14 protein-coding genes and 4 pseudogenes are annotated in these 19526 nt (G+C 61.9%); 9 read left to right on the forward strand and 9 right to left on the reverse strand.

Annotation, left to right across the window (positions count from 1 at the left end; all coding sequences use genetic code 11):
* From GOB81_RS15985 to tnpC, 4 genes and pseudogenes are all read left to right on the forward strand, one after another.
* Positions 1-1141: heavy metal translocating P-type ATPase (locus GOB81_RS15985; protein WP_173571309.1), on the forward strand; the 1141-nt coding region annotated here is incomplete at its 5' end.
* A gap of 293 nt (positions 1142-1434) precedes the next feature.
* On the forward strand, positions 1435-1875 hold the full coding sequence (gene tnpA / locus GOB81_RS15990; protein ID WP_010515588.1) for an IS66-like element accessory protein TnpA: 441 nt from the start codon (positions 1435-1437) through the stop codon (positions 1873-1875).
* A complete protein-coding gene (gene tnpB / locus GOB81_RS15995; RefSeq protein WP_010515587.1) occupies positions 1872-2219 on the forward strand; it encodes an IS66 family insertion sequence element accessory protein TnpB in 348 nt (115 codons plus the stop codon). Before tnpA ends, tnpB begins: the two co-directional genes overlap by 4 nt.
* A gap of 65 nt (positions 2220-2284) precedes the next feature.
* Positions 2285-3874: pseudogene (tnpC, locus tag GOB81_RS16000) on the forward strand (IS66 family transposase).
* A 258-nt stretch (positions 3875-4132) separates the two neighbouring features.
* Here the strand turns inward: tnpC and GOB81_RS16005 are convergent.
* From GOB81_RS16005 to GOB81_RS16015, 3 genes are all read right to left on the reverse strand, one after another.
* Positions 4133-4579 (reverse strand): helix-turn-helix domain-containing protein, encoded by a 447-nt coding sequence (locus GOB81_RS16005; RefSeq protein WP_029329636.1) that lies wholly within the window; start codon positions 4577-4579, stop codon positions 4133-4135.
* Between the two features lie 106 nt (positions 4580-4685).
* On the reverse strand, positions 4686-5945 hold the full coding sequence (locus tag GOB81_RS16010) for a tyrosine-type recombinase/integrase (RefSeq protein ID WP_146887078.1): 1260 nt from the start codon (positions 5943-5945) through the stop codon (positions 4686-4688).
* A 447-nt stretch (positions 5946-6392) separates the two neighbouring features.
* The gene (locus GOB81_RS16015; RefSeq protein WP_010668705.1) at positions 6393-6764 is read right to left on the reverse strand and encodes a hypothetical protein; all 372 of its coding nucleotides are present in this window, start codon (positions 6762-6764) and stop codon (positions 6393-6395) included.
* A 117-nt stretch (positions 6765-6881) separates the two neighbouring features.
* Between GOB81_RS16015 and GOB81_RS16020 the strand changes: the two genes are divergently transcribed.
* On the forward strand, positions 6882-7340 hold the full coding sequence (locus GOB81_RS16020; protein ID WP_010668704.1) for a MarR family winged helix-turn-helix transcriptional regulator: 459 nt from the start codon (positions 6882-6884) through the stop codon (positions 7338-7340).
* A gap of 73 nt (positions 7341-7413) precedes the next feature.
* On the opposite strand, the gene GOB81_RS16025 is transcribed toward GOB81_RS16020, so the two are convergent.
* The 3 genes from GOB81_RS16025 to GOB81_RS16035 are packed head-to-tail and all read right to left on the reverse strand — an operon-like array spanning position 7414 to position 12804.
* Positions 7414-10575: an error-prone DNA polymerase gene (locus GOB81_RS16025; protein ID WP_026200119.1), complete on the reverse strand. Its 3162-nt coding sequence runs from the start codon at positions 10573-10575 to the stop codon at positions 7414-7416.
* A complete protein-coding gene (locus GOB81_RS16030) occupies positions 10572-12116 on the reverse strand; it encodes a DNA polymerase Y family protein (RefSeq protein ID WP_256138674.1) in 1545 nt (514 codons plus the stop codon). The genes GOB81_RS16025 and GOB81_RS16030 overlap by 4 nt, the downstream gene beginning before the upstream one ends.
* Positions 12022-12804 (reverse strand): ImuA family protein, encoded by a 783-nt coding sequence (locus tag GOB81_RS16035; protein WP_018308150.1) that lies wholly within the window; start codon positions 12802-12804, stop codon positions 12022-12024. Before GOB81_RS16035 ends, GOB81_RS16030 begins: the two co-directional genes overlap by 95 nt.
* 197 nt (positions 12805-13001) lie before the next feature.
* Here GOB81_RS16035 and GOB81_RS16040 point away from each other — a divergent pair, with 197 nt between their 5' ends.
* Both GOB81_RS16040 and GOB81_RS16045 read left to right on the forward strand, forming a co-directional pair.
* Positions 13002-13649 carry an SOS response-associated peptidase gene (locus GOB81_RS16040; protein ID WP_010669086.1) on the forward strand — a complete coding sequence of 216 codons (648 nt, stop codon included), beginning with the start codon at positions 13002-13004 and terminating at the stop codon, positions 13647-13649.
* Between the two features lie 9 nt (positions 13650-13658).
* Positions 13659-13868, forward strand: a pseudogene (locus GOB81_RS16045) (pyridine nucleotide-disulfide oxidoreductase); the annotation flags it as partial.
* Positions 13869-14022: 154 nt separating this feature from the next.
* Here GOB81_RS16045 and GOB81_RS16050 read toward each other — a convergent pair.
* Positions 14023-16524, reverse strand: coding sequence for a protein-disulfide reductase DsbD family protein (locus GOB81_RS16050; RefSeq protein WP_173571310.1), 2502 nt, complete (start codon positions 16522-16524; stop codon positions 14023-14025).
* A gap of 145 nt (positions 16525-16669) precedes the next feature.
* Between GOB81_RS16050 and GOB81_RS16055 the strand changes: the two are divergent.
* A pseudogene (locus GOB81_RS16055) lies at positions 16670-17137 on the forward strand (IS481 family transposase); the annotation flags it as partial.
* Between the two features lie 444 nt (positions 17138-17581).
* Here the strand turns inward: GOB81_RS16055 and GOB81_RS16060 are convergent.
* A complete protein-coding gene (locus GOB81_RS16060; protein ID WP_018308145.1) occupies positions 17582-17776 on the reverse strand; it encodes a hypothetical protein in 195 nt (64 codons plus the stop codon).
* Here GOB81_RS16060 and GOB81_RS16065 point away from each other — a divergent pair.
* Positions 17776-18293, forward strand: a pseudogene (locus GOB81_RS16065) (type II restriction endonuclease); the annotation flags it as partial. The gene GOB81_RS16060 and the pseudogene GOB81_RS16065 overlap by 1 nt on opposite strands.
* Before the next feature lie 92 nt (positions 18294-18385).
* Here the strand turns inward: GOB81_RS16065 and GOB81_RS16070 are convergent.
* The coding region (locus tag GOB81_RS16070; protein WP_173571311.1) for a heavy metal translocating P-type ATPase at positions 18386-19526 on the reverse strand (1141 nt) is incomplete at its 5' end.

Below are 19526 nucleotides of genomic sequence, written 5' to 3' on the forward strand. Positions count from 1 at the left end.
TCTGGTCGGTCCGCAACCGCGCTTCGGACACGCACTGCTGAACGCCATTGCGGTCCTGGTGATCGCCTGCCCGTGCGCGCTGGGCCTGGCCACTCCGATGTCGATCATGGTCGGCATGGGACGCGGGGCGCGAGCCGGCGTGCTGGTTCGCAACGCCGAAGCACTGCAGGCGCTGGATACGGTCGATACGCTGGTGATCGACAAGACCGGCACCGTAACGGAAGGCAAGCCCCGGCTGATCGCGACCGAAACATCAGGTGCATGGGATTCCAGCATCGTCCTGCGGTTGGCGGCATCACTGGAAACGCAGTCCGAGCATCCGCTGGCCCAGGCGCTGGTCGCCGCGATGACGGCGCAGGGCCTTCAGGCCGCATCGGTCGGGGATTTCGCCTCTCAGACCGGCCTGGGCGTGACCGGCACCGTGGACGGGCATGCCGTCGTCGTCGGAAACCAGGCCCAGATGCGGCAGCAGGGCATCGATGCGTCAGCATTGATCCCTGTCGCGGACAGCCACCGGGCGGAGGGCGCGGGCGTCATGTTCGTCGGCATCGACGGACAGGCCGCTGGGTTGCTGGTCGTGGCCGATCCGTTGAAGACCGACGCGAAGGAGACCATCGCGGCACTGCACGCAGTCGGCATGCGGATCGTGATGCTGACGGGCGACAACGCCCGGACTGCGGAAGTCGTCGCCCGTCAGGCGGGGATCGACGAGGTGCATGCCGACCTCAAGCCTGAGGACAAGGCCGCAATCATTCGTGACATGCAACACAAGGGAGCCCGTGTCGCCATGGCGGGCGACGGCGTCAACGACGCGCCGGCCCTGGCCACCGCCGATATCGGAATCGCCATGGGCACAGGCACCGATGTCGCGATCGAAAGTGCTGGGATGACACTGGCACAAGGCAGCCTCGCCGGACTGGTACGCGCCCGCCGCCTGGCACAGGCAACGATGCGCAACATCCGGCAGAATCTGGCATTCTCCTTCCTGTTCAATGGGATCGGCATTCCACTTGCCGCAGGTGTCCTGTATCCCGTCTTTGGCCTTACGCTGTCGCCCATGTTCGCGGGAGGCGCGATGGCCCTGTCATCCCTGGCCGTCGTGACAAACGCACTGCGGCTCAATGCCCTGAGACTTCGGTGAAAGCAGATTGCCTATTTCGTTCAGAAGGCAATGCCTATCCGGGGCCCGCTTGCAGAGGTCGACCAGGAAGACATCCGGTGACTGCTGCGCCAAGCTATGCTCTCTTAATTCGGCAACAGGAAAGTCGTCTAGGTTCCATGTGACGATTATCGGCGCGTCTGCCTCGATCGCGGTCGCGGCGACGGGACGGTCATCAGGATCGAGCAACGTATATGGTCGGAATTGCTGTTCGTAAGTAAGCTTCCGGTGTGAGACGCCTTGTGGATTTTATGGTGTGGTGATGTGTTCTGTTCATGACAGAGCGATCAGAACAGAATGATGCTTGTGTCGCAGCGACATTCGCTGCGACACAAGCATCGCGAGCCCTTCATCCGGTTATTGAAATTGTTGGCGAACGGCGCCGGGCCTATGATGACGCGTTCAGACGTCGGGTTGTGCTGGCTTCTTATGAAACTGGTCAGTCAGTCCGTGCTGTTGCGCGCCAGTTTGGTGTCCACGTCAGCGTCGTTTACCGATGGCGTCAGAGACTGGATTTCGTAAACCCGTCTGCGAAAGAGCAGCTTTCTTTTGTGCCGGTTCATATGACATCCCCTGTTGAAGGGCTGGGAGGAGACCAGTCCTGCGGGAGTGGACATGAAGCCAGCATTCTTTTTCCTGGTGGCGAGAAGCTGATGGTTGACAGCCGGATCGCGATTGAAGATCTGAGGAAACTCCTTCAGGTTTTACGCTCATGATCCCTCTTCCCTCTGGTCTGAAGATATGGCTGGCGGCAGGTGCGACAGACATGCGCCTTGGCATGCCCGGTCTGGCGCTGAGGGTTCAACAGTTTCTGGGGAGAGACCCCTATGCTGGTGATGTTTTTGTCTTTCGTGGCCGACGCGGCGATCTGGTGAAACTGATCTGGCATGACGGGATTGGAGTGTCCCTCTATGCAAAACGGATTGAACGTGGGTATTTCATCTGGCCCTCGGCAAAGGACGGGGCCATCCATCTGAGTGCGTCACAATTAAGTTGTCTGCTCGAAGGGATCGACTGGCGTAATCCGCAGAAAACATGGCGACCTGAACTGGCGGGGTAACAAAAAGGGGATCGTGATCCATAGTCCTGTACCCTTTTGAACGGTTTTGTGCTGAACTGTTTTTCATGACGGGAAGCATGGATGACATAACGGCCTTACGTGCGGCACTTGCCGCCGCCGAGACGCGTGCCCGTGCTGCCGAAACCCGGGCCACAGACGCTGAAGCCCGAGCAGTCAGCGCTGAAGCGCAGATTACCCATCTTAAACATCTTATTGCACGGATGCGTCAGGACCGCTTCGGGACGTCATCGGAACGGGGACGGCGCCTGCTGGACCAGCTGGAACTTGAGCTGGAGGAGCTGGAAACAACGCAAGCCGAAGACACGTTCGAAAATGCGGCGGACCTCGCTGTCCGTGCAACAGCACCGCGGAATAACCGGGGGCGGCAGCCCTTACCCGCCGACCTGCCACGCGAACGGATGGTTCTTCCTGCGCCAACACAGTGTCCGTGCTGTGGCGGGATGCGCCTGAGCAAACTGGGCGAAAGTATCACTGAGACGCTGGAAGTGATCCCACGCCAGTTCAAAGTCATCCAGACGGTGCGGGAGAAGTTCACCTGTCGGGATTGCGAGAGCATTACCCAGCCACCAGCGCCTTTCTACCCGATCTCACGGGGGCGTGCAGGGCCAGAACTGCTGGCGGGCATTCTGTGCGACAAGTATCTCCAGCATCTGCCGCTGAACAGGCAGAGTGATGCCTTTGCACGCGAAGGGATTGATCTCGACACGTCAACGTTAGCCGACTGGGTGGGAGCCTGCACAGCGACCCTGGCCCCTCTGAACGCGCTGATCCGGGTCCATGTGCTGGCAGCTGGTCGTCTGCATGCGGATGACACCACCGTGCCCGTGCTGGCGAAGGGCCGAACACGCACCGGTCGATTGTGGAATTATGTGCGCGACGATCACCCCTTTGGAGGCACAGCACCGCCAGCCGTGTGGTTCCGTTATTCACGGGACCGCAAGGGCGAACATCCTGTCGATCATCTTTCGGGCTGGACGGGGATCGTGCAATCCGATGCCTATGCCGGATATAACGCTCTGACAAAACCGGGCCGTCAGCCTGCACCTGTCGTGTCTGCAGGATGCTGGGCGCACGGACGAAGGGGGCTGTTCAAAATCGCGGAGAAGGACAAGGCCCCGCTGGCGATAGAGGCAGTGCGCCGCATCGACGCCATCTTCGAGGCTGAACGTGTGATAAACGGCACCCCAGACCAGCATCGGCTCGCGGTCCGTCAGGAAAGCAGTGCTCCCATGGTAGAGGACCTGTTCATGTGGATGCGTGACACGTGCCAACGCATGTCATCAAAAAATCCCATTGCACAGGCCATGAGCTATTTTCTCAGACGACCTGATATGTTCACACGGTTTCTACATGATGGGCGCATCTGTCTCACAAATAACGCCGCAGAGCGTGCGCTCCGTGGGATAGCCCTCGGCAGAAAAGCCTGGTTATTCGCCGGGTCAGACCGGGGCGGAGAACGCGCTGCCGCCATGTATTCCCTGATCGTCACCGCCCGTCTGAACCTTGTCGATCCCAAAGCATGACTCGCAGATGTCCTCGCCCGTATCAACGATATGCCAAATCCACGCCTCCATGAACTCCTGCCATGGCACTGGAAAACCCTTCACCACAGCAATAATACCATCAAAGCCTGATTACGCCCGCGGCTCTCTCCGGATGCTTACGTTCGTAACCGGTTACTGTCGCCTTCGGCAGCGCGGCGTTCATGAGTTGCTTCGTAGTCGCCAAGCGTTCGGCCGAAAGGTCCGGCGTGTTGGCCAGAAGGTTTCGTATCCACTCGTCATGAATCGCGTCGGTCCACCGCGCATCGACCGTCCGCCGCCGCCTGGACGACGATGTTCCTAAGGTGAAACGGGTAGAGGATACAGGCGTCGTAGATTGCGACAACGGGACTAAATGCCATAATGGAGATGGAGATTCTCGGAGTCGGCGGCCAAATCCTCCATGGCCTTCTGCCGAACATCGAGTTCCGTATTCAACGCCAGCACGTCCTTGAGCGACGCGCGGCGGTGCTTGCCGATATAGCGGAACGGAAGGTCGCCGCGATCCATCCGCAGTACGACGAGCGGTCGGGAGATACCGAGGATGGTGGACGCCTCGGTGGGGCTTAATTCCTGATCTTCCGAAAGGACCGCCACCCGCTCGCCGTTGAGCAGGTGGTCGATCAATGCCTCGACGGCACTGGCTGCCGCCGGCGGCAAGGACATGGTCTGATCCTGCCCGTTCCGGCGCCGGACATGCAACTCGAAACGATCGCCTTCTACCAGCTTCGGCAGAGGGGCGACCTTCTTGCGGTCCTGGTCGGACAGACCGGCGAACGTGACGACGTGGCTTGCCACGACGGGTTCTCCTACGCATCCAGTCGCGTGCGCCCTTAACTGCAATAACTGAAACCGGTCGGCGAGGTATTCCGGCCGCAAGTGGTCTTTGGTCCCCCCGATGCCGTCACGCTGCCAGCCCCTCAGCCCGGCCCGCCTTCTTCTCTCCATCCAACAGCAAAGCGATCTTGTCGCAGGTGCGGCTAACGGCCAACTTCAGGGCTTCGTCGATATGCACGTAGCCTTGGGTCACGCTTTGCGCGGCGTGGCCGAGAAGCGCCCTGATCGTTAATTCGGAGAAGCCGAGATCACCTGCGACGCTGCCGAAGGTGTGCCGCAGAGTATGTGGCGTGACATCCTCGATGCCGACCGAAGCGCAGAGTCTCTCAAGGCAGGCTTTCGCCGCTGTATAATGTCCTTCACTGATATCGGACGGGAAGACATATGGCGACTCCTTACGGATCGGCTGGTTCTGAAGAACCTGCATTGCGGCCGGTCCGATGGCTCGAATCTGGGCGCCGCTCTTGGTGTCGGCGAAGTCGATATAGCCGCCCTCGGGACGAACCCATGCGCGCCGCATCCCTTGCGCTTCGGAAATTCGGAAGCCGGTCAGTAGCAGGAAGCGTACGATTGCTAGTGCGATCGGGTTTTCACCGTTACGCTCAGCATGTCGCATGGCGTCGCCGAGCTTCCCAATTTCGAGGATATTCAGCCTCCGCTGCTTTTTCTTTCCCGCAAGCCGTCGCGCGCCTTGGCAGGGATGAGTAGCAATCTTATCAAGGCGCGCAGCGTGACCGAGGATACTTTGCAGAGTCGAAACCGCTCGCGAGGCAACACCTGGGCCGCCCGTCGTGGCGCCGCCTCGCTTGGTGCTGCGGGGCTTGGCCGTCTTGCCGGCCACAATGTCGGCCTGCATTCCCTCTATATCAACCACTTTCAGCGAGCGAACGAGCCTCTTGCCGAGAAGCGGTTTGACGTGTGTCTCGATTCGGCTCTTATCCATCGCGAGCGTCGAGGCTTTGATCGGCCGGTTCCGACGTCCGATGATCCGCCCGGCCGCAGCTTCTTGGAGATACCAGTCGCAAAGGGCGGCGACCGTGATTGCCTTATGCGCCTCGACCTCTGCTGCCGGGTCTTTTCCGTGAGCGAGCAGGCCCAGCTTGATCTTCGCAAGATCACGGGCTTGTTCGACGGTGATGGCTCCGAATCGACCAAGCGCAATGCGACGGCTGCGATCGTCGGCATTGCGATATTGCAAGATAAAGGTCTTCAAGCCAGAGGGAATGATTCTGGCACCGAATCCTCGCAACTCGCTGTCCCAAAGGAACGCTTGCCCTTGCTTTGGAGCCTTCAGGGCATCGACAGCCCGTTTCGTCAATTTCGCCATGGGGCTTCCCCGTCACCGTGCTTCCTGCTTACATTATCGGGGGTAGCGACAGAATGTAAGCATTTTGTAAGCAGATGGTCGAAAACCGGAGCAAATCCGAGCGCATTACGGAGTAGGAGATTTCATGTAATATGTTGTTTTATAGTAAATTATGGGAGTCAGGCGCACCCCGGCGTATGGTTCTGCCAATTTTGCCAAGGTTGGGGTCGTGGGTTCGAATCCCATCGCCCGCTCCAGATTTTCCAAGGAAAATCAGACGGATACGAGGAAGCCGCCGCAAGGCGGCTTTCGTCGTTTTGGGGTGTGGTGTCCACATGGTGTCCACCGCGAGGCTGAATCTGTGATGGCCTTAGCGGAGACACACACTTGTTTTGCGGTCCTGATCGCGCCGTCAATTCGTATCAATCGTTATTGTCGGTGTGCGCGGCTCACATCGGTACTCTGCGCTTATTGCCGTCGAGCAAGGCGCAGACCATCCCTGAAATTCAGGACCAGAAGAGTAAGATTGATAGAGCCGGCCAGAAGTTCGAGCGCCTGTATACTGTAGAATGGCCAACCGAATCGTGATGCCGCCGCGCGGGCGGCCAGAAACAGCGCACACGGTACGAGAACGCAAATCCCGTTGAGGCCGATGATCCGCATACGGCGGAGTTTCACGAGTGCCAGACCACGCGGAGCCCCACTTGTCGCGCGATAGCCCGAAAGCCCCGTTGTGGCGAGACATGGGACCAGGACCAATAATCCCCAGAGGATCGCACGCTTGACTGTGCTGATAATCGAGGCGTCGCCATAGAGTTCTGCGACGACCGAGGCAGTCATGAAACTGCCAATACAAAGGATCGACAGGCTTTCCTGTCACACGATGGAGACGGCGGAGAAGCGTTGGCATGATATGATCCTTGCTTCCTGAAGAGAAGGTCTTTTACATAGCAAGCCATGAAAGAAGATAGCAAGCCATATAAATGGCCGTCCCGAACCGACTCCCTTGGCTATATGGTCAACTGGGCCGCCCGGCTTTTTGCTCGTGAGATGGATGAAGCACTGCGGCCCTTTGGCCTCATGTCCGGTCAGCTACCGGTGATCTTCGCGTTGGCGGACGGCAAGACACGGAGCCAGCGTGAACTGGTGAACCTCGCGGCCGTCGAGCAATCCACGATGGCGAAGACCCTTTCACGAATGGAACGGGACGGGCTGATCGAACGCAAGCCGGATCCGAACGATCGCAGAAGCACGACGATATCGCTATCGCCATTAATGTCTGTCAGGTTGCCGGAGGTTGCGGCAGCCGTGGCGGTCATCAACGCCCGGAGCCATACGCATCTCTCGGAGGAGGAAGGTGAACGACTGCTTGATCTGCTTCACTGGGCGATCAAGGGTCTAGCAGAGAGGCCATGACGCAGATTTCCGATAACCGATGCACGCCTCTTACAATCATGGAAATGCGGCACAACACTCTGGACATCGCACATCAATGGAAATTCCGCGATCGAACTATGATGACGTCATCCGGGTGATGTCTGTCGCTTGGGGTGCCACCATTTGAGCGGTTTCCAACATCGGCGAGTAGTCCCGACTGGTCGATGATCTCCAGAGCGATCAGATGAATCACCTCGCCCTCCTTCTGAAGCCTCCCCTTCACAGCCACCATGCTGGCGGACAGGACCACCGGCCGGAATTTCTCGAAGGTGTCTGCCCAAATGATGACATTCAGCGTCGCCGTCTCGTCCTCCAGCGTCATAAAAACCACGCCTTTTGAAGAACCCGGACGCTGACGCACCAGGACGATTCCGGCTGCCGTCAGCCGCTTGCCATCCCTGGCATTGATTGCGTCCCGGCACGACAGGATGTCATCGCGCCTCAGATCATCCCGCAGAAAGGCAACCGGATGGTCCCGCAGGGTCAGGCCGATACGGTTATAGTCCCGTGCCACCTCGGCGCCGGCCCGCATGGGCTGGAGCAGGACATCCGGTTCCTTTGCTTCCCGGACGATCTCCGCAGCCGCGAACAAGGGCAACGGTTCATCCCGTAGCGCCTTGATCGCCCACAGAGCCTCACGCCGTGCCAGCCCGAACCCCGCACGAAACGCATCCGCCTCGGCCAGGTGGGTCAGGGCAGCGGCCTTCACGCCGGATCGTCGCCACAGATCGTCTATCGACACGAAGGGCCGATTCCCACGGGCCGCCACGATCCGCGCGGCATCCTCATTGGCCAGTCCCTTCACCAGGTTCATCCCGAGCCGCACCGCAAACAGGCCGTTCGCCCGTTCCGGCCCTTCAAGGATGGCCTCCCAGCGTGACCGGTTCACACAGATAGGCCGGACTTCCACCCCATGCGCCTGGGCGTCGCGGACGAGTTGGGCCGGCGCGTAGAAGCCCATCGGCTGGCTGTTCAGCAATGAGGCCAGGAACACGTCCGGATGGCGGCATTTCATCCACGATGACGAATAGGCCAGGATGGCGAATGACGCGGCATGGCTCTCCGGGAAGCCATAGGAGCCGAAGCCCTCAAGCTGCTGGTAGATACGCTCGGCGAATTCCTCCGGATATCCGTTCTCCCTCATGCCTTCGAGCAGGCGGGTCTGGAATTTCGAGACCGTCCCGGTGTTCTTGAAGGTCGCCATCGCACGCCTGAGTTGATCGGCCTCGGCCGCCGTGAACCCGGCACATACCATGGCCACCTGCATGACCTGTTCCTGAAAAAGCGGCACGCCGAGGGTCCGCTTCAGGACTTCCTCCAGTTCCGGGGTCGGGTAATCGGGCTGCTCCAGGCCCTCCCGCCGGCGCAGATACGGATGAACCATATCGCCCTGGATCGGTCCGGGACGGACGATGGCGACCTCGATCACCAGGTCATAATAGGTCCGGGGCTTCAGGCGCGGCAGCATCGACATTTGCGCCCGGCTCTCGATCTGGAACACGCCGATCGTGTCTGCCTTGCGGATCATGGCGTAGGTCCGCGGGTCTTCGGCCGGAATGGTCTGGAGCGTGAAGCGCTGCCCCTTGTGTTCGGCGAGCAGGTCCAGTCCCTTCTTCATGCAGGTCAGCATGCCAAGCGCCAGCACATCAACCTTCATGAATTTCAGCGCGTCGATGTCGTCCTTGTCCCACTCGATGGTCTGGCGATTCTCCATCGCCGCCGGTTCGATCGGCACCAGTTCGTCCAGCCGGTCATGGGTCAGCACGAAGCCGCCCGGATGCTGGGACAGATGACGCGGCACGCCAATCAGGGCACGCGCCAGATCGAGCGTCAGACGGATACGCCGGTCAGTCAGGTCGATTCCGGTCTCGGCGAATTTCTCCGCATCGACCTCGCGCGACCAGCCCCATATCTGTTTCGACAGCAGGGTGATCAGGTCTTCCGGCAGCCCCATCACCTTGCCCACATCACGGAGAGCCCCCTTGGCCCGATACCGGGTGACCACGGCGGTCAGTGCCGCGCGGGTGCGACCGTAATGGTCATAGATCCACTGGATGATTTCCTCGCGACGGGCATGCTCGAAATCCACGTCGATGTCCGGCGGCTCGCCCCGCTCTTCCGAGATGAACCGCTCGAACAGCAATGTCGTCCGCGACGGGTCGATCGCCGTGATGCCCAGCACGAAACAGACAGCGCTATTGGCCGCCGATCCGCGACCCTGGCACAGAATGCCCCGCCGCCTCGACTCGCGAACGATGCTGTTCACCGTCAGGAAGTAGGGCGCGTAGGACATGCGCCCGATCAGCGCCAGTTCATGGCGGAGAATTTCAGCCACGTCCTCGGGGATGCCATCCGTATAGAAGGCTCTCGCACCTTCCCACGTCAGGGCTTCCAGTGCTTCCTGGGGTGTCTGGCCCGGCGTCGTGATTTCATCGGGATATTGATACGCTAGATCGTCGAGGCTGAACCGGCAGCGTTCGACGATCTCCATGCTCCGGTCGATCGCTTCGGGATATCGCGAGAACAGGCGCGCGATTTCCTGGGGCGGCTTGAGATAGCGATCGGCATGACGCTCACGGACGAAGCCAGCCCGGTCTATGGTCGTATTATGCCGAACACAGGTGACGACATCCTGGAGAATGCGGCGGTCATGGATATCGAACAGCACGTCATTGGTGACGACGGTCTTCACCCGGCGCGCATGGGCCATATTCGCCAATTCATAGAGCCGCATCTGATCATTCGGCCGGCGGCGCAGGGTCAGTGCCATATAGGCCCGGTCCCCGAAGGCATCCCGCAGCTTCCGCAGATGCAGGGCGCAGTCCTCGCCGGCGACATCCGGCACCAGCACGGCCTGAAGTCCGTCGCCCCACTCGGCCAGATCGGCCCAGTTCAGCAGGCATTTCCCCTTGCCGGCGCGCGCCTTGCCGATCGACAGCAGCCGACATAAGCGGCCATAGGCGGCGCGGTCCATCGGATAGACCAGGACCGGCGGAAAGTCGGCGAGGTCGAGCCGGCATCCGACCACCAGCCGCATGCCGGTATCTTTCGCGGCGATGTGGGCCTGGACGATGCCGGCCAGTGTGTTGCGGTCGGTGATCCCGATGGCGGAAAGTCCGAGACGTTTGGCCTGGGCAAACAGTTCGGCAGGCGCAGACACGCCCCGCAGGAACGAGAAATAGCTGGTGACCTGAAGCTCGGCATAGCGGGTCATGCGAACAGCCCGTGCATGAACCATCTCTGCGAGCCGGTTTCTCCATGTTCGCCATCACCCTCGCGGAAGACCCAGAATCGGTCGCCGGCCGTGTCCTCGATCCGGAAATAATCCCGCGCGATCGTCAGTTCCGTATCACCCTTCCACCATTCGCCGAAGACGCGCTCAGGCCCGTCGGCGCAGCGCACGCGATGCCGGATACCGCGCCAGATAAAGAAGATCGGCGGCTGGTCCGGCAATTCGGCCATGGCCTGGACAGGTTCCGGCCGGGAAAGCAGCCGGGTCGGTCGTGGCCATCCGACCGGCCAGGTGGCGCCGTCATCCGGAGCCAGTGCCGGCACCCGGCAGACCGACCGCTCGGGAATGTCGCTCTCCACAGGGGCAAACCGGTAGAGCGATTCCCCACCGACGCGATTGGCCAGCGTGTCGATCAGGCCGGAGATGTCGGCTTCTTCCTCTTCGATCAGCGAGGAAACCCGCTGCCTGACCTCCATCGGCTCGGCCAGGACGGCGACCAGTTCCATGCGCTCAATGCCATAGCCCGGATCGATCGTCTCGATCTTCTCGCACAGCAGGCGCGTCAGATGCTTCGCGTCCCTTGCCGGCCGGGCCGTGGCGATCCGGATCGTCTGGGTTTGGCTGTCCAACCGGTGCAACAGGAGGTCGAGCAGCCGTATGCCGTCGCCCCTGGCATCCAGCCCTTCACACAGGACGGGAACCAGCTTGCCGATATAGCGGGCAATGGTCTCGGCCGCGCCGATGGGTTCGGCGAAGTTGCGCGCCACAGAAACCGGATCGACCGGGCGCACGGCCAGGATCGGTTCGGCGATGCGCCCATAAGCCTGGTCCAGACGGCGTTCCAGTTCCGGCCCGAACCGCAAGGTCAGCGGCGCGCGCGGCATGGCGGCCAGCTTGCCGATCCGGGAGATACCCAGCGTCCGCAATCCTTCGATGACGGCAGCCGGAAGCCGCAATGCCTCGATCGGCAGGTTGGAGAGCGTGTCGGGGATGCCTCCGTCGGGCACGATGATGATCCGGCCACGTCCATATCTGGCCAGGGCATGAGCGGCACCCCAGGTTCCGGCGATCGTGACCTTGGCGGTAAAGCCTGAGTCAGCCAGGCGACGGACCACGGCGTCCAGCATCGCCGGCTCGCCACCATGGAGATGATCCGTGCCGGTCGTGTCCATTACGATGCCATCAGGCAGTCCGCCGGATGCGTCCACGGCCACGATCGGCGCGATCCGCCGCTGGAACCAGAGAGCCAGAGCCTCCAGCCCGGCTCGGTCGCCGTCGGGGTCGGCATCCATGATGGTCAGATCGGGATAGAGCGCCTGGGCCTTGGCAACCGGAATGCCGGGCGTCACCCCGATCTTGCGGGCGGCAAGGTCGGCGGACATGACGACGCGACGGCTGCCTTCCCGGCCGGCCAGGGCCAGCGGTGTCTCAGGCGCGGCGTTGCCCAGCTTCTTCCTGATGCGCTCCGTCGGCCACAGAGGCAGGTAGAGCGACACCACACGATTCGATCCTCCCGTTGGCATCGCACCCCTCCACCTCGAAATCCGCGCATTCCCCCGATCGCGCGCGCAGCAATTCCAGCATCCACCGGGGCCGCTCCACGCCGGGCACGGGAAGCGGCGCGGATGGCAGGACAGAGACCCGCCAGCGTGTGGTGCTGGCTGTCGGCTGTCCGAAATCGGCGGCTTCCGTCTGGCGGCGCCATCTCCGGACAGCCAGGCCGATGGTCCCGGTTCCCTCGGCCGCGATCTGCAAGCGCCGCGAGGCCGTCATCGTCAGTCGCCCGACCTCGGCGACCACGGACCCCAGCCCGCCATGTCGCAGACCTTCCTCGAAGCAGGCCAGGGCGTCGTTGTCCGAGGATGCTTCAACGTGGATGACCCGGCGAGCGGCCAGTCCGGCCTGATCGAGAGCCGGCGCGAAGATGTCCTGCCGGGTGACGATCCACAGCACCTTGCCTCTGGTCCGGCCGGCAATCCCTGCGGCGAACAGGGCCGCAGCCGTGGCGTTGAGGGCGTCAGTCCCGCCACCGGCCACCTCATGAAGCGCGCCCAGGACCAGGCCGCCACCCGGTAACCTCGCGTCGATCTCCTTCACGCCGAATGGCAGGACGGCGCGTTTATGGCTTTTGTGTCCTTCGAGCCGGGCAATGGTCGCCTGAAGCGCTTCCAGGGCGGGCTTCTTCCGGGCTGGGCTCCCTTTCGTGGTCATCTCGAATCCGTCCGATGCTGGCGGCGTCAGTAGCTATATGTTCATGGTTTGTTCCTAACGCGCGATAAGAGTCAAGGCACGATTACCGGAGGTGTGACACAGTGCAGGGAATAGCTGAGGCCCAGCTATGTCTCTGATATCTGTAAAGCTTTGAGTCTCAGGGATTTTTTCTGGCCGACGACGGAAGGACGGCACCGATGTGCAACCTCTACTCCGTAATGACGAACCAGGAGGCGATCAGGATGATCGCCAGGGTCATGATCGATCATATCGGCAACCTGCAACCGTTGCCCGAGGTGTGGCCGAATACAATGGCCCCAATCATCCGCAATGCCGAGGGCGGCAGGGAACTGGTCATGGCCCGCTGGGGAATGCCGACGCCACCCGGCATGCTCAAGGGCAGGAAGGTGGATCGGGGCATAACCAATATCCGGCATATGGAATCGTCCTGGTGGCGGCGATGGGAAGGCGTGGAACATCGCTGCCTGGTGCCGCTGACGGCGTTTGCCGAGCCCGAACATCTGCCCGAAGGTGGAAGTCGTCAGGTCTGGTTCGCCAGAGCGGATGGCGAGCCGCTGGCCTTCTTCGCCGGTCTGTGGTGCCGGTGGACGTCGGTCAGGAAACTGGCTGACGGCGAGACGACAAATAACCTGTATGGATTCCTGACCACTGAAGCCAACCGGGAGGTCGGTGCTATTCATCCTTGGGCCATGCCAGTTATCCTGACGCAGCAGGAAGATATGGATCTGTGGATGACAGCGCCGGCACCTGAGGCCTTGCAGGTGCAGCAGGCATTGCCGGACGGAGCGCTAATAGCGATTGCTCCACCCACGGGGGTTGCTTGATGGCGCCTCTACGAGGCGCGCTATGCGCCGCCGATCCACCGCCCCGTAATGGTCGGACGTGTGGAACGCACTGACCAGAAATTCCTGAATGTCAGCACCAGCGTGGGTGATTTCCTAAGCCGCGCGGTCATCGGCGCCACCGGCACATGGTCTGCGCCCTTCATCCCCGATTATCCGGGCCGCGAATTGTTTGCCAGAACGCAAATCCACTCCTCCCATTCCGACCCGCGCTCTCCGCATTTGCGCCGCTCGACGTGATCGAGCCGGACGGGCTGATCCGCGTTAACGGGCAGCAGGTTGAACTGCCCCGGAGCTTTTGGGGCCGTTTACACCCTGCCCGGGCCGAGCCGGGGCTGGTACAGCCAGCGCCCGGTTATTTGTCGTGGGGCGTTATGGTGCCTATGACCAGTCCGGGCGTCAGTATCTGTGGCAACACCACTGCCGCGCCATGTGCGGGCACAAACAGGTAGAATGGCACGCCATCGCGCCCATGTTTGCGCAAAAACGCGGTTATGGCGGGGTTGCGCTGTGTCCAGTCCCCCCGGAGCGTTATTACGCCATAGCGTGCCATGGCTGCCTGTGTCGCCTGTGTGTTGAGCGCCATGCGCTCATTGACAAGGCAGGTGATGCACCATGCCGCCGTCATGTCCACAAACACGGGTTTGCCCGCATTGTGCAGGGCGCGCAGTCGCTCCTCGGAAAAAGCCTCCGTGCCGGAGGGGAGGGCTGAAAGGCCCGGACCCGAGGCGGAGGGCGGGTTGGCGCCAGCCTGCGGCGCCTGCTCTAGCAGGGCGGGCAGCAGCGCCATGGCCGCCAAAAGCCCCAGCAGGGCCACGCCATACAGGGCCGTGCAGTCCCGGTCATGGCCCGCATGGAGCTGGCGCCTTTGGGTAATGCCGTAAACCCATGCCGCAAAGGCCAGGAACACCATGCCCGATGATACAAGCAAAACCGTTGTGGCCCCACCCTCCACCGCTGCGACCCACAGCAGCCACACGCAGGTGCCCAGTAACGGAAAAGCCAGAAACTGGCGCAGGTAGTCCATCCATGCGCCGGGGCGGGGCAGGCTTTTGGCCAGCGCGGGGCAAAAGGCCAGCAGCACGTAAGGGGCGGCAAGCCCGATGCCAAGTGCTGCGAAAATGACCAGTCCGGTTGCCGGGGGACCGGCCAGCGCCCCGGCAATGGCCACCCCCATGAACGGCGCGGTGCAGGGCGAGGCCACGGCCACGGCCAGCAGCCCGGTCAGCAGGTCATGCACCAGCCCGTGCCGGGGGGAGGAGGATAGGGCGAAGGCGGGCGGCAGGAAGACAAACACCCCCAGCAGGTTAAGCGCCATGGCGAAGATCAGCCATGTGATCATGCCCACGAACATCGTGGACTGGAACTGGAACCCCCAGCCAGTGGCGGCCCCGCCCAGGCGCAGCGCCATGACCAGCGCGCCAAGGGCGGTAAAGCCCAGAATAACCCCTGCGGCATAGCTGATGGCGCTTTGCTTTTGGTGCAGGCGCTCACTCTGGCCCATGCGGGCGACGGCCAGCGCCTTCATGGCCAGAATGGGAAAAACACAGGGCATCAGGTTCAGCACCAGCCCACCCAGGAACCCCAGTACAACAAGGCGGAACAGGCCAGACGCACTTTCCCCCCCGCCATGGGGCGGCCCCGGCACGCCATTGCCGAGCGCTGCCAGATGGCCCGCCATCGGCTGCTCCCCTGCCGGATAGTCCCCTGCCGGGTCTGGGCTGGTCGCCCCCATGGCGGTTCCCGTTGCGGTCCCCGCTGTGGTCCCTCCTGTGGCGGTTCCAGCGGCGGCTTCGGCAGCGGTCCCGGAGGTGGTTCCTGTGTTGGGCTCGGTGGCAGGCCGGGCCGATGGCGCAATGGAGGGCTCACTGGCCATTGGGGGGGGCAGCGGGGTGGCCCGCACGCTCAGCGCGCGCTCCGTCCCATCGGGGGCCTTGAGCACCAGAATACCCGACAACGGCTTTGCAGGCGTAAAGTCAGCCGTGGGGTCAAGGCGCAGGGCAAGGCCCTCGGGGCCAAAGAGCAGGGCTTGCGGTGCGGCTTCCCCAATCCGCCCGCGCTCTTGCGGCATGAACCAGGCTTGCGCGACGGACTGGCGGTTCAACTCCCTGCCCTGAACGCCAAGTACCCCTGTGGGGCTGATGCTCACCGGGTAGGGCGAGGGCACGGGCGTATGCTGCTCCGCCTGTGTAAACAGCCCCACCTGCGCGGACGGGCGAGGCGCGCCCACGGGCAGGGTAAGCGTGAATGTTCCTTCCTCGGGAATACAGCTCTGTGCGCACACCAGCCAGTTGGCGTGGGCGCTAAGGGTTGTCAGCCCTTGCGCGCCCAGGCCGTCGGGCGTTTGCCCCGGCTGGGCCGCCGGTGGACGTCCCGCTGAAGGTTCCACAGGGCGCACCATTGGGAGCACCACTGGCAGCACCACATCGCCCGTATAGGCATAGGACATCAGGGAGGCGTCCCTGATCCGCTGCGGCGTGGGCCAGACAATGGTTTGCGCCTCGCCCCTTAACGCGCCCGTTGCGGTTATGCGCAGGGTCGCGGGGTCTCCCGCATCACCGGGGTTGAGCCAGTATGTGTGCCAGCCGGGCTTGAGCCGCAGGCGCAGGGCCACATGGAGGGACGAGCCGGGGCTGGCGGTATCGGACGCGCTTATCAGGCTGGCCGTGCTGTGCGCGCTGATGGCGGGCGCGCTTTCCGCCCCCCAGGCGGCAGCAAGGGGAGGGAGCCCCGCGCACGCCAGCAGCCCTGCCAGCCCCTTGCCCAGCGCGCCCTGCCATCTCCTGCCCGCGCGGGCGCGGGTGGGGTGAGCTTTCTGGCTAGGTTGGCGCGAGGGAAAAGGGAGAGGGCCGCTCATGAGCGTCAGGCTTTCAACACGGTAGGGGCGGACACACCCAGCATACGCGCAGCCGACGGATGGGGGAACAGGGCAGGCGGTTTCCTAGATGTTTAGTCCCGGGTTTTGATGGTGCATTATTTTCACGAGAGTGGAAGGATGCGCTATGGGCCAGGTTCACCACGGATGCGCCACGACGACAACGGCAGTCCGTCGAGCGATACAGCATAGTCAAGAGAGCCTGAGAGCTCTGGCGGAACGCCACGGGGTCAACCCGAAGACAGTCGCCAAATCGAAGGGACGGCCCGATACAGCGGATCGACGCACTGGCCCGAAGGCTCCTCTTTCGACGGTCCTGTCGATCGAGGAGGAGGGCATCGTCGTGGCGTTCCGCCGCCATACATTATTGCCCCTGGACGACTGCCTTTACGCGCTACAGGCGACGATCCCGCATCTGACGCGCTCTTCATTGCATCGTTGTCTTCAGCGCCATGGAATCAGCCGTCTGCCCGACACCAAGGGCGACAAGCCCAGGCGCTCGAAGTTCAAGACTTATCCGGTCGGCTATTTTCATATCGACATCGCCGAAGTCCGCACCGCAATGGGGCGTCTCATCATCCTGAAAACAGCCGACTTGTATGGCCAGGCTTCCGAGCACCGCGCCGAAACAGAATTTTAAGCTCCCGGGAGCCTACATCACGCGTCTCGACATTGATTAGATGCTATAATGTGAATACTCTCATTAGGTGAACTAATTAATTGACGCGCGAATTAGACTGTTCGAGAGCTTATCCGCCCAAATAATGAGATTCAGCGTCGCGGTCTGTCGACGGTTACCCTGATTAGGACCGGGAGGTGAAATTCAATAAATGTCATATTGGTCGCGATATGTGCTCGCACGTCGTGGGCTTCGATCATTCACGATGCACTCTGTGCGATCGTCTATCCATCCTGTGACGGCTTCCTGCACGACATCGTATTCATGGCTGTTGCAGATTGCATCGGCTTTGAGTTTACAAGAATAGAAAGCAGACCAGTCATTGAATGGTGATTAGACAGTCTCTCCCGATGTCTTTCTTTACGGGTGGCTCTCCTTGTCGGACGACGCCTTGTCATCCCCAATGAGATTGCACGCGGCCACCGGCCGGCGATGATTCGCGTCCCCGTTAATGCAAAGCTCAAACGTATCGTGGCGCACCTGCTGCCCTGCTTTCGTCTTGAGGAAAAACGGAGCGAGTTGTTCAGCGCAATGGCCGCCGTCGCGAACATCCATATAATGCCCTGACCGGATCAAAGGTGAAGCTGGGGCGATGGGAGGAATATCTTGCCATGCGGCAGGGCATCCTGAAACTGAATGCGACCTATCGTTCGCGGCTTTCCAATGATCTGGGTGGCTGCCTGTCGGTGTTGCCTGGGTTCACGACGGAAACGCAGGGAGCGGAATCCGTGCGTCTGATCGATGTTCTGTGGCTTGATCGGGAAAGCCACAGGGTTGTCGCAGCCTTCGAGGTTGAGCATTCAACGACCATCTATTCCGGCATCGTGCGGATGCTGGATCTTGCTCGCGGGTCAGAGGCGCAGGCTTTGGAGGGACTGCTCCTTGTCGCGCCGGATAAGCGGGAAGCCGATGTACGGGAACAACTGTGGCGGCCGGCTTTCAGTAGGATTGCTGACCTGAAAGTCCGGTATCTGCCTTACGGGCGCTTGAGAAGGATCGTAAGGCCATTGAGCGCTTTGGGCAGGGTATAAAACCAATTCAAGCTATATCCCATCTGGCGACTCCTGCATGAAAATCTATGCTCCTGTAATGAACGGGTCTTCGCTTCGTGTGGGTTCCTGTCGCGGATAGGCATACCTTCCGAACGAAATAGGCAATCTGCTTTCACCGAAGTCTCAGGGCATTGAGCCGCAGTGCGTTTGTCACGACGGCCAGGGAGGACAGGGCCATCGCGCCTCCCGCGAACATGGGCGACAGCGTAAGGCCAAAGACAGGATACAGTACGCCTGCGGCAAGTGGGATGCCGATCCCATTGAACAGGAAAGAAAATGCCAGATTCTGCCGGATGTTGCGCATCGTCGCCTGTGCCAGGCGGCGGGCGCGTACCAATCCGGCGAGGCTGCCTTGTGCCAGTGTCATCCCGGCGCTTTCGATTGCGACATCGGTGCCTGTGCCCATGGCGATTCCGATATCGGCGGTGGCCAGGGCCGGCGCGTCGTTGACTCCGTCGCCCGCCATGGCGACACGGGCTCCCTTCTGTTGCATGTCACGAATGATCGCGGCCTTGTCCTCAGGCTTGAGGTCGGCATGTACCTCGTCGATTCCCGCCTGCCGGGCGACGACTTCCGCAGTCCGGGCATTGTCGCCCGTCAGCATCACGATCCGCATGCCGGCTGCGTGCAGTGCCGCGATGGTCTCCTTCGCGTCGGTCTTCAGCGGATCGGCCACGACCAGCAGCCCAGCGGCCTGTCCGTCGACGCCGACGAACATGACGCCCGCGCCCTCCGCCCGGTGGGAATCCGCGACAGGGATCAATGCCGACGCATCGATGCCCTGCTGCCGCATCTGGGCTTGGTTTCCGACGACGACGGCATGGCCGTCGACGGTGCCGGTCACGCCCAGGCCGGTCTGAGACGCGAAATCCCCGACCGGCGCGGCCTGAAGGCCCTGCGCCGTCATCGCGGCGACCAGTGCCTGGGCCAGCGGATGCTCAGATTGTGTTTCCAGTGATGCCGCCAGCCGCAGGACGACGTTGGAATCCCATGCACCTGATGTTTCGGTCGCGATCAGCCGGGGCTTGCCTTCGGTTACGGTGCCGGTCTTGTCGATCACCAGCGTATCGACCGTATCCAGCGCCTGCAGGGCTTCGGCGTTGCGAACCAGCACGCCGGCCCGCGCCCCGCGCCCCATGCCCACCATGATCGACATCGGAGTGGCCAGGCCCAGCGCGCACGGGCAGGCGATCACCAGGACCGCAATGGCGTTCAGCAGTGCGTGTCCGAAGCGCGGTTGCGGACCGACCAGA

It is taken from the genome of Acetobacter conturbans, assembly GCF_011516755.1.
Classification (GTDB): domain Bacteria; phylum Pseudomonadota; class Alphaproteobacteria; order Acetobacterales; family Acetobacteraceae; genus Acetobacter; species Acetobacter conturbans.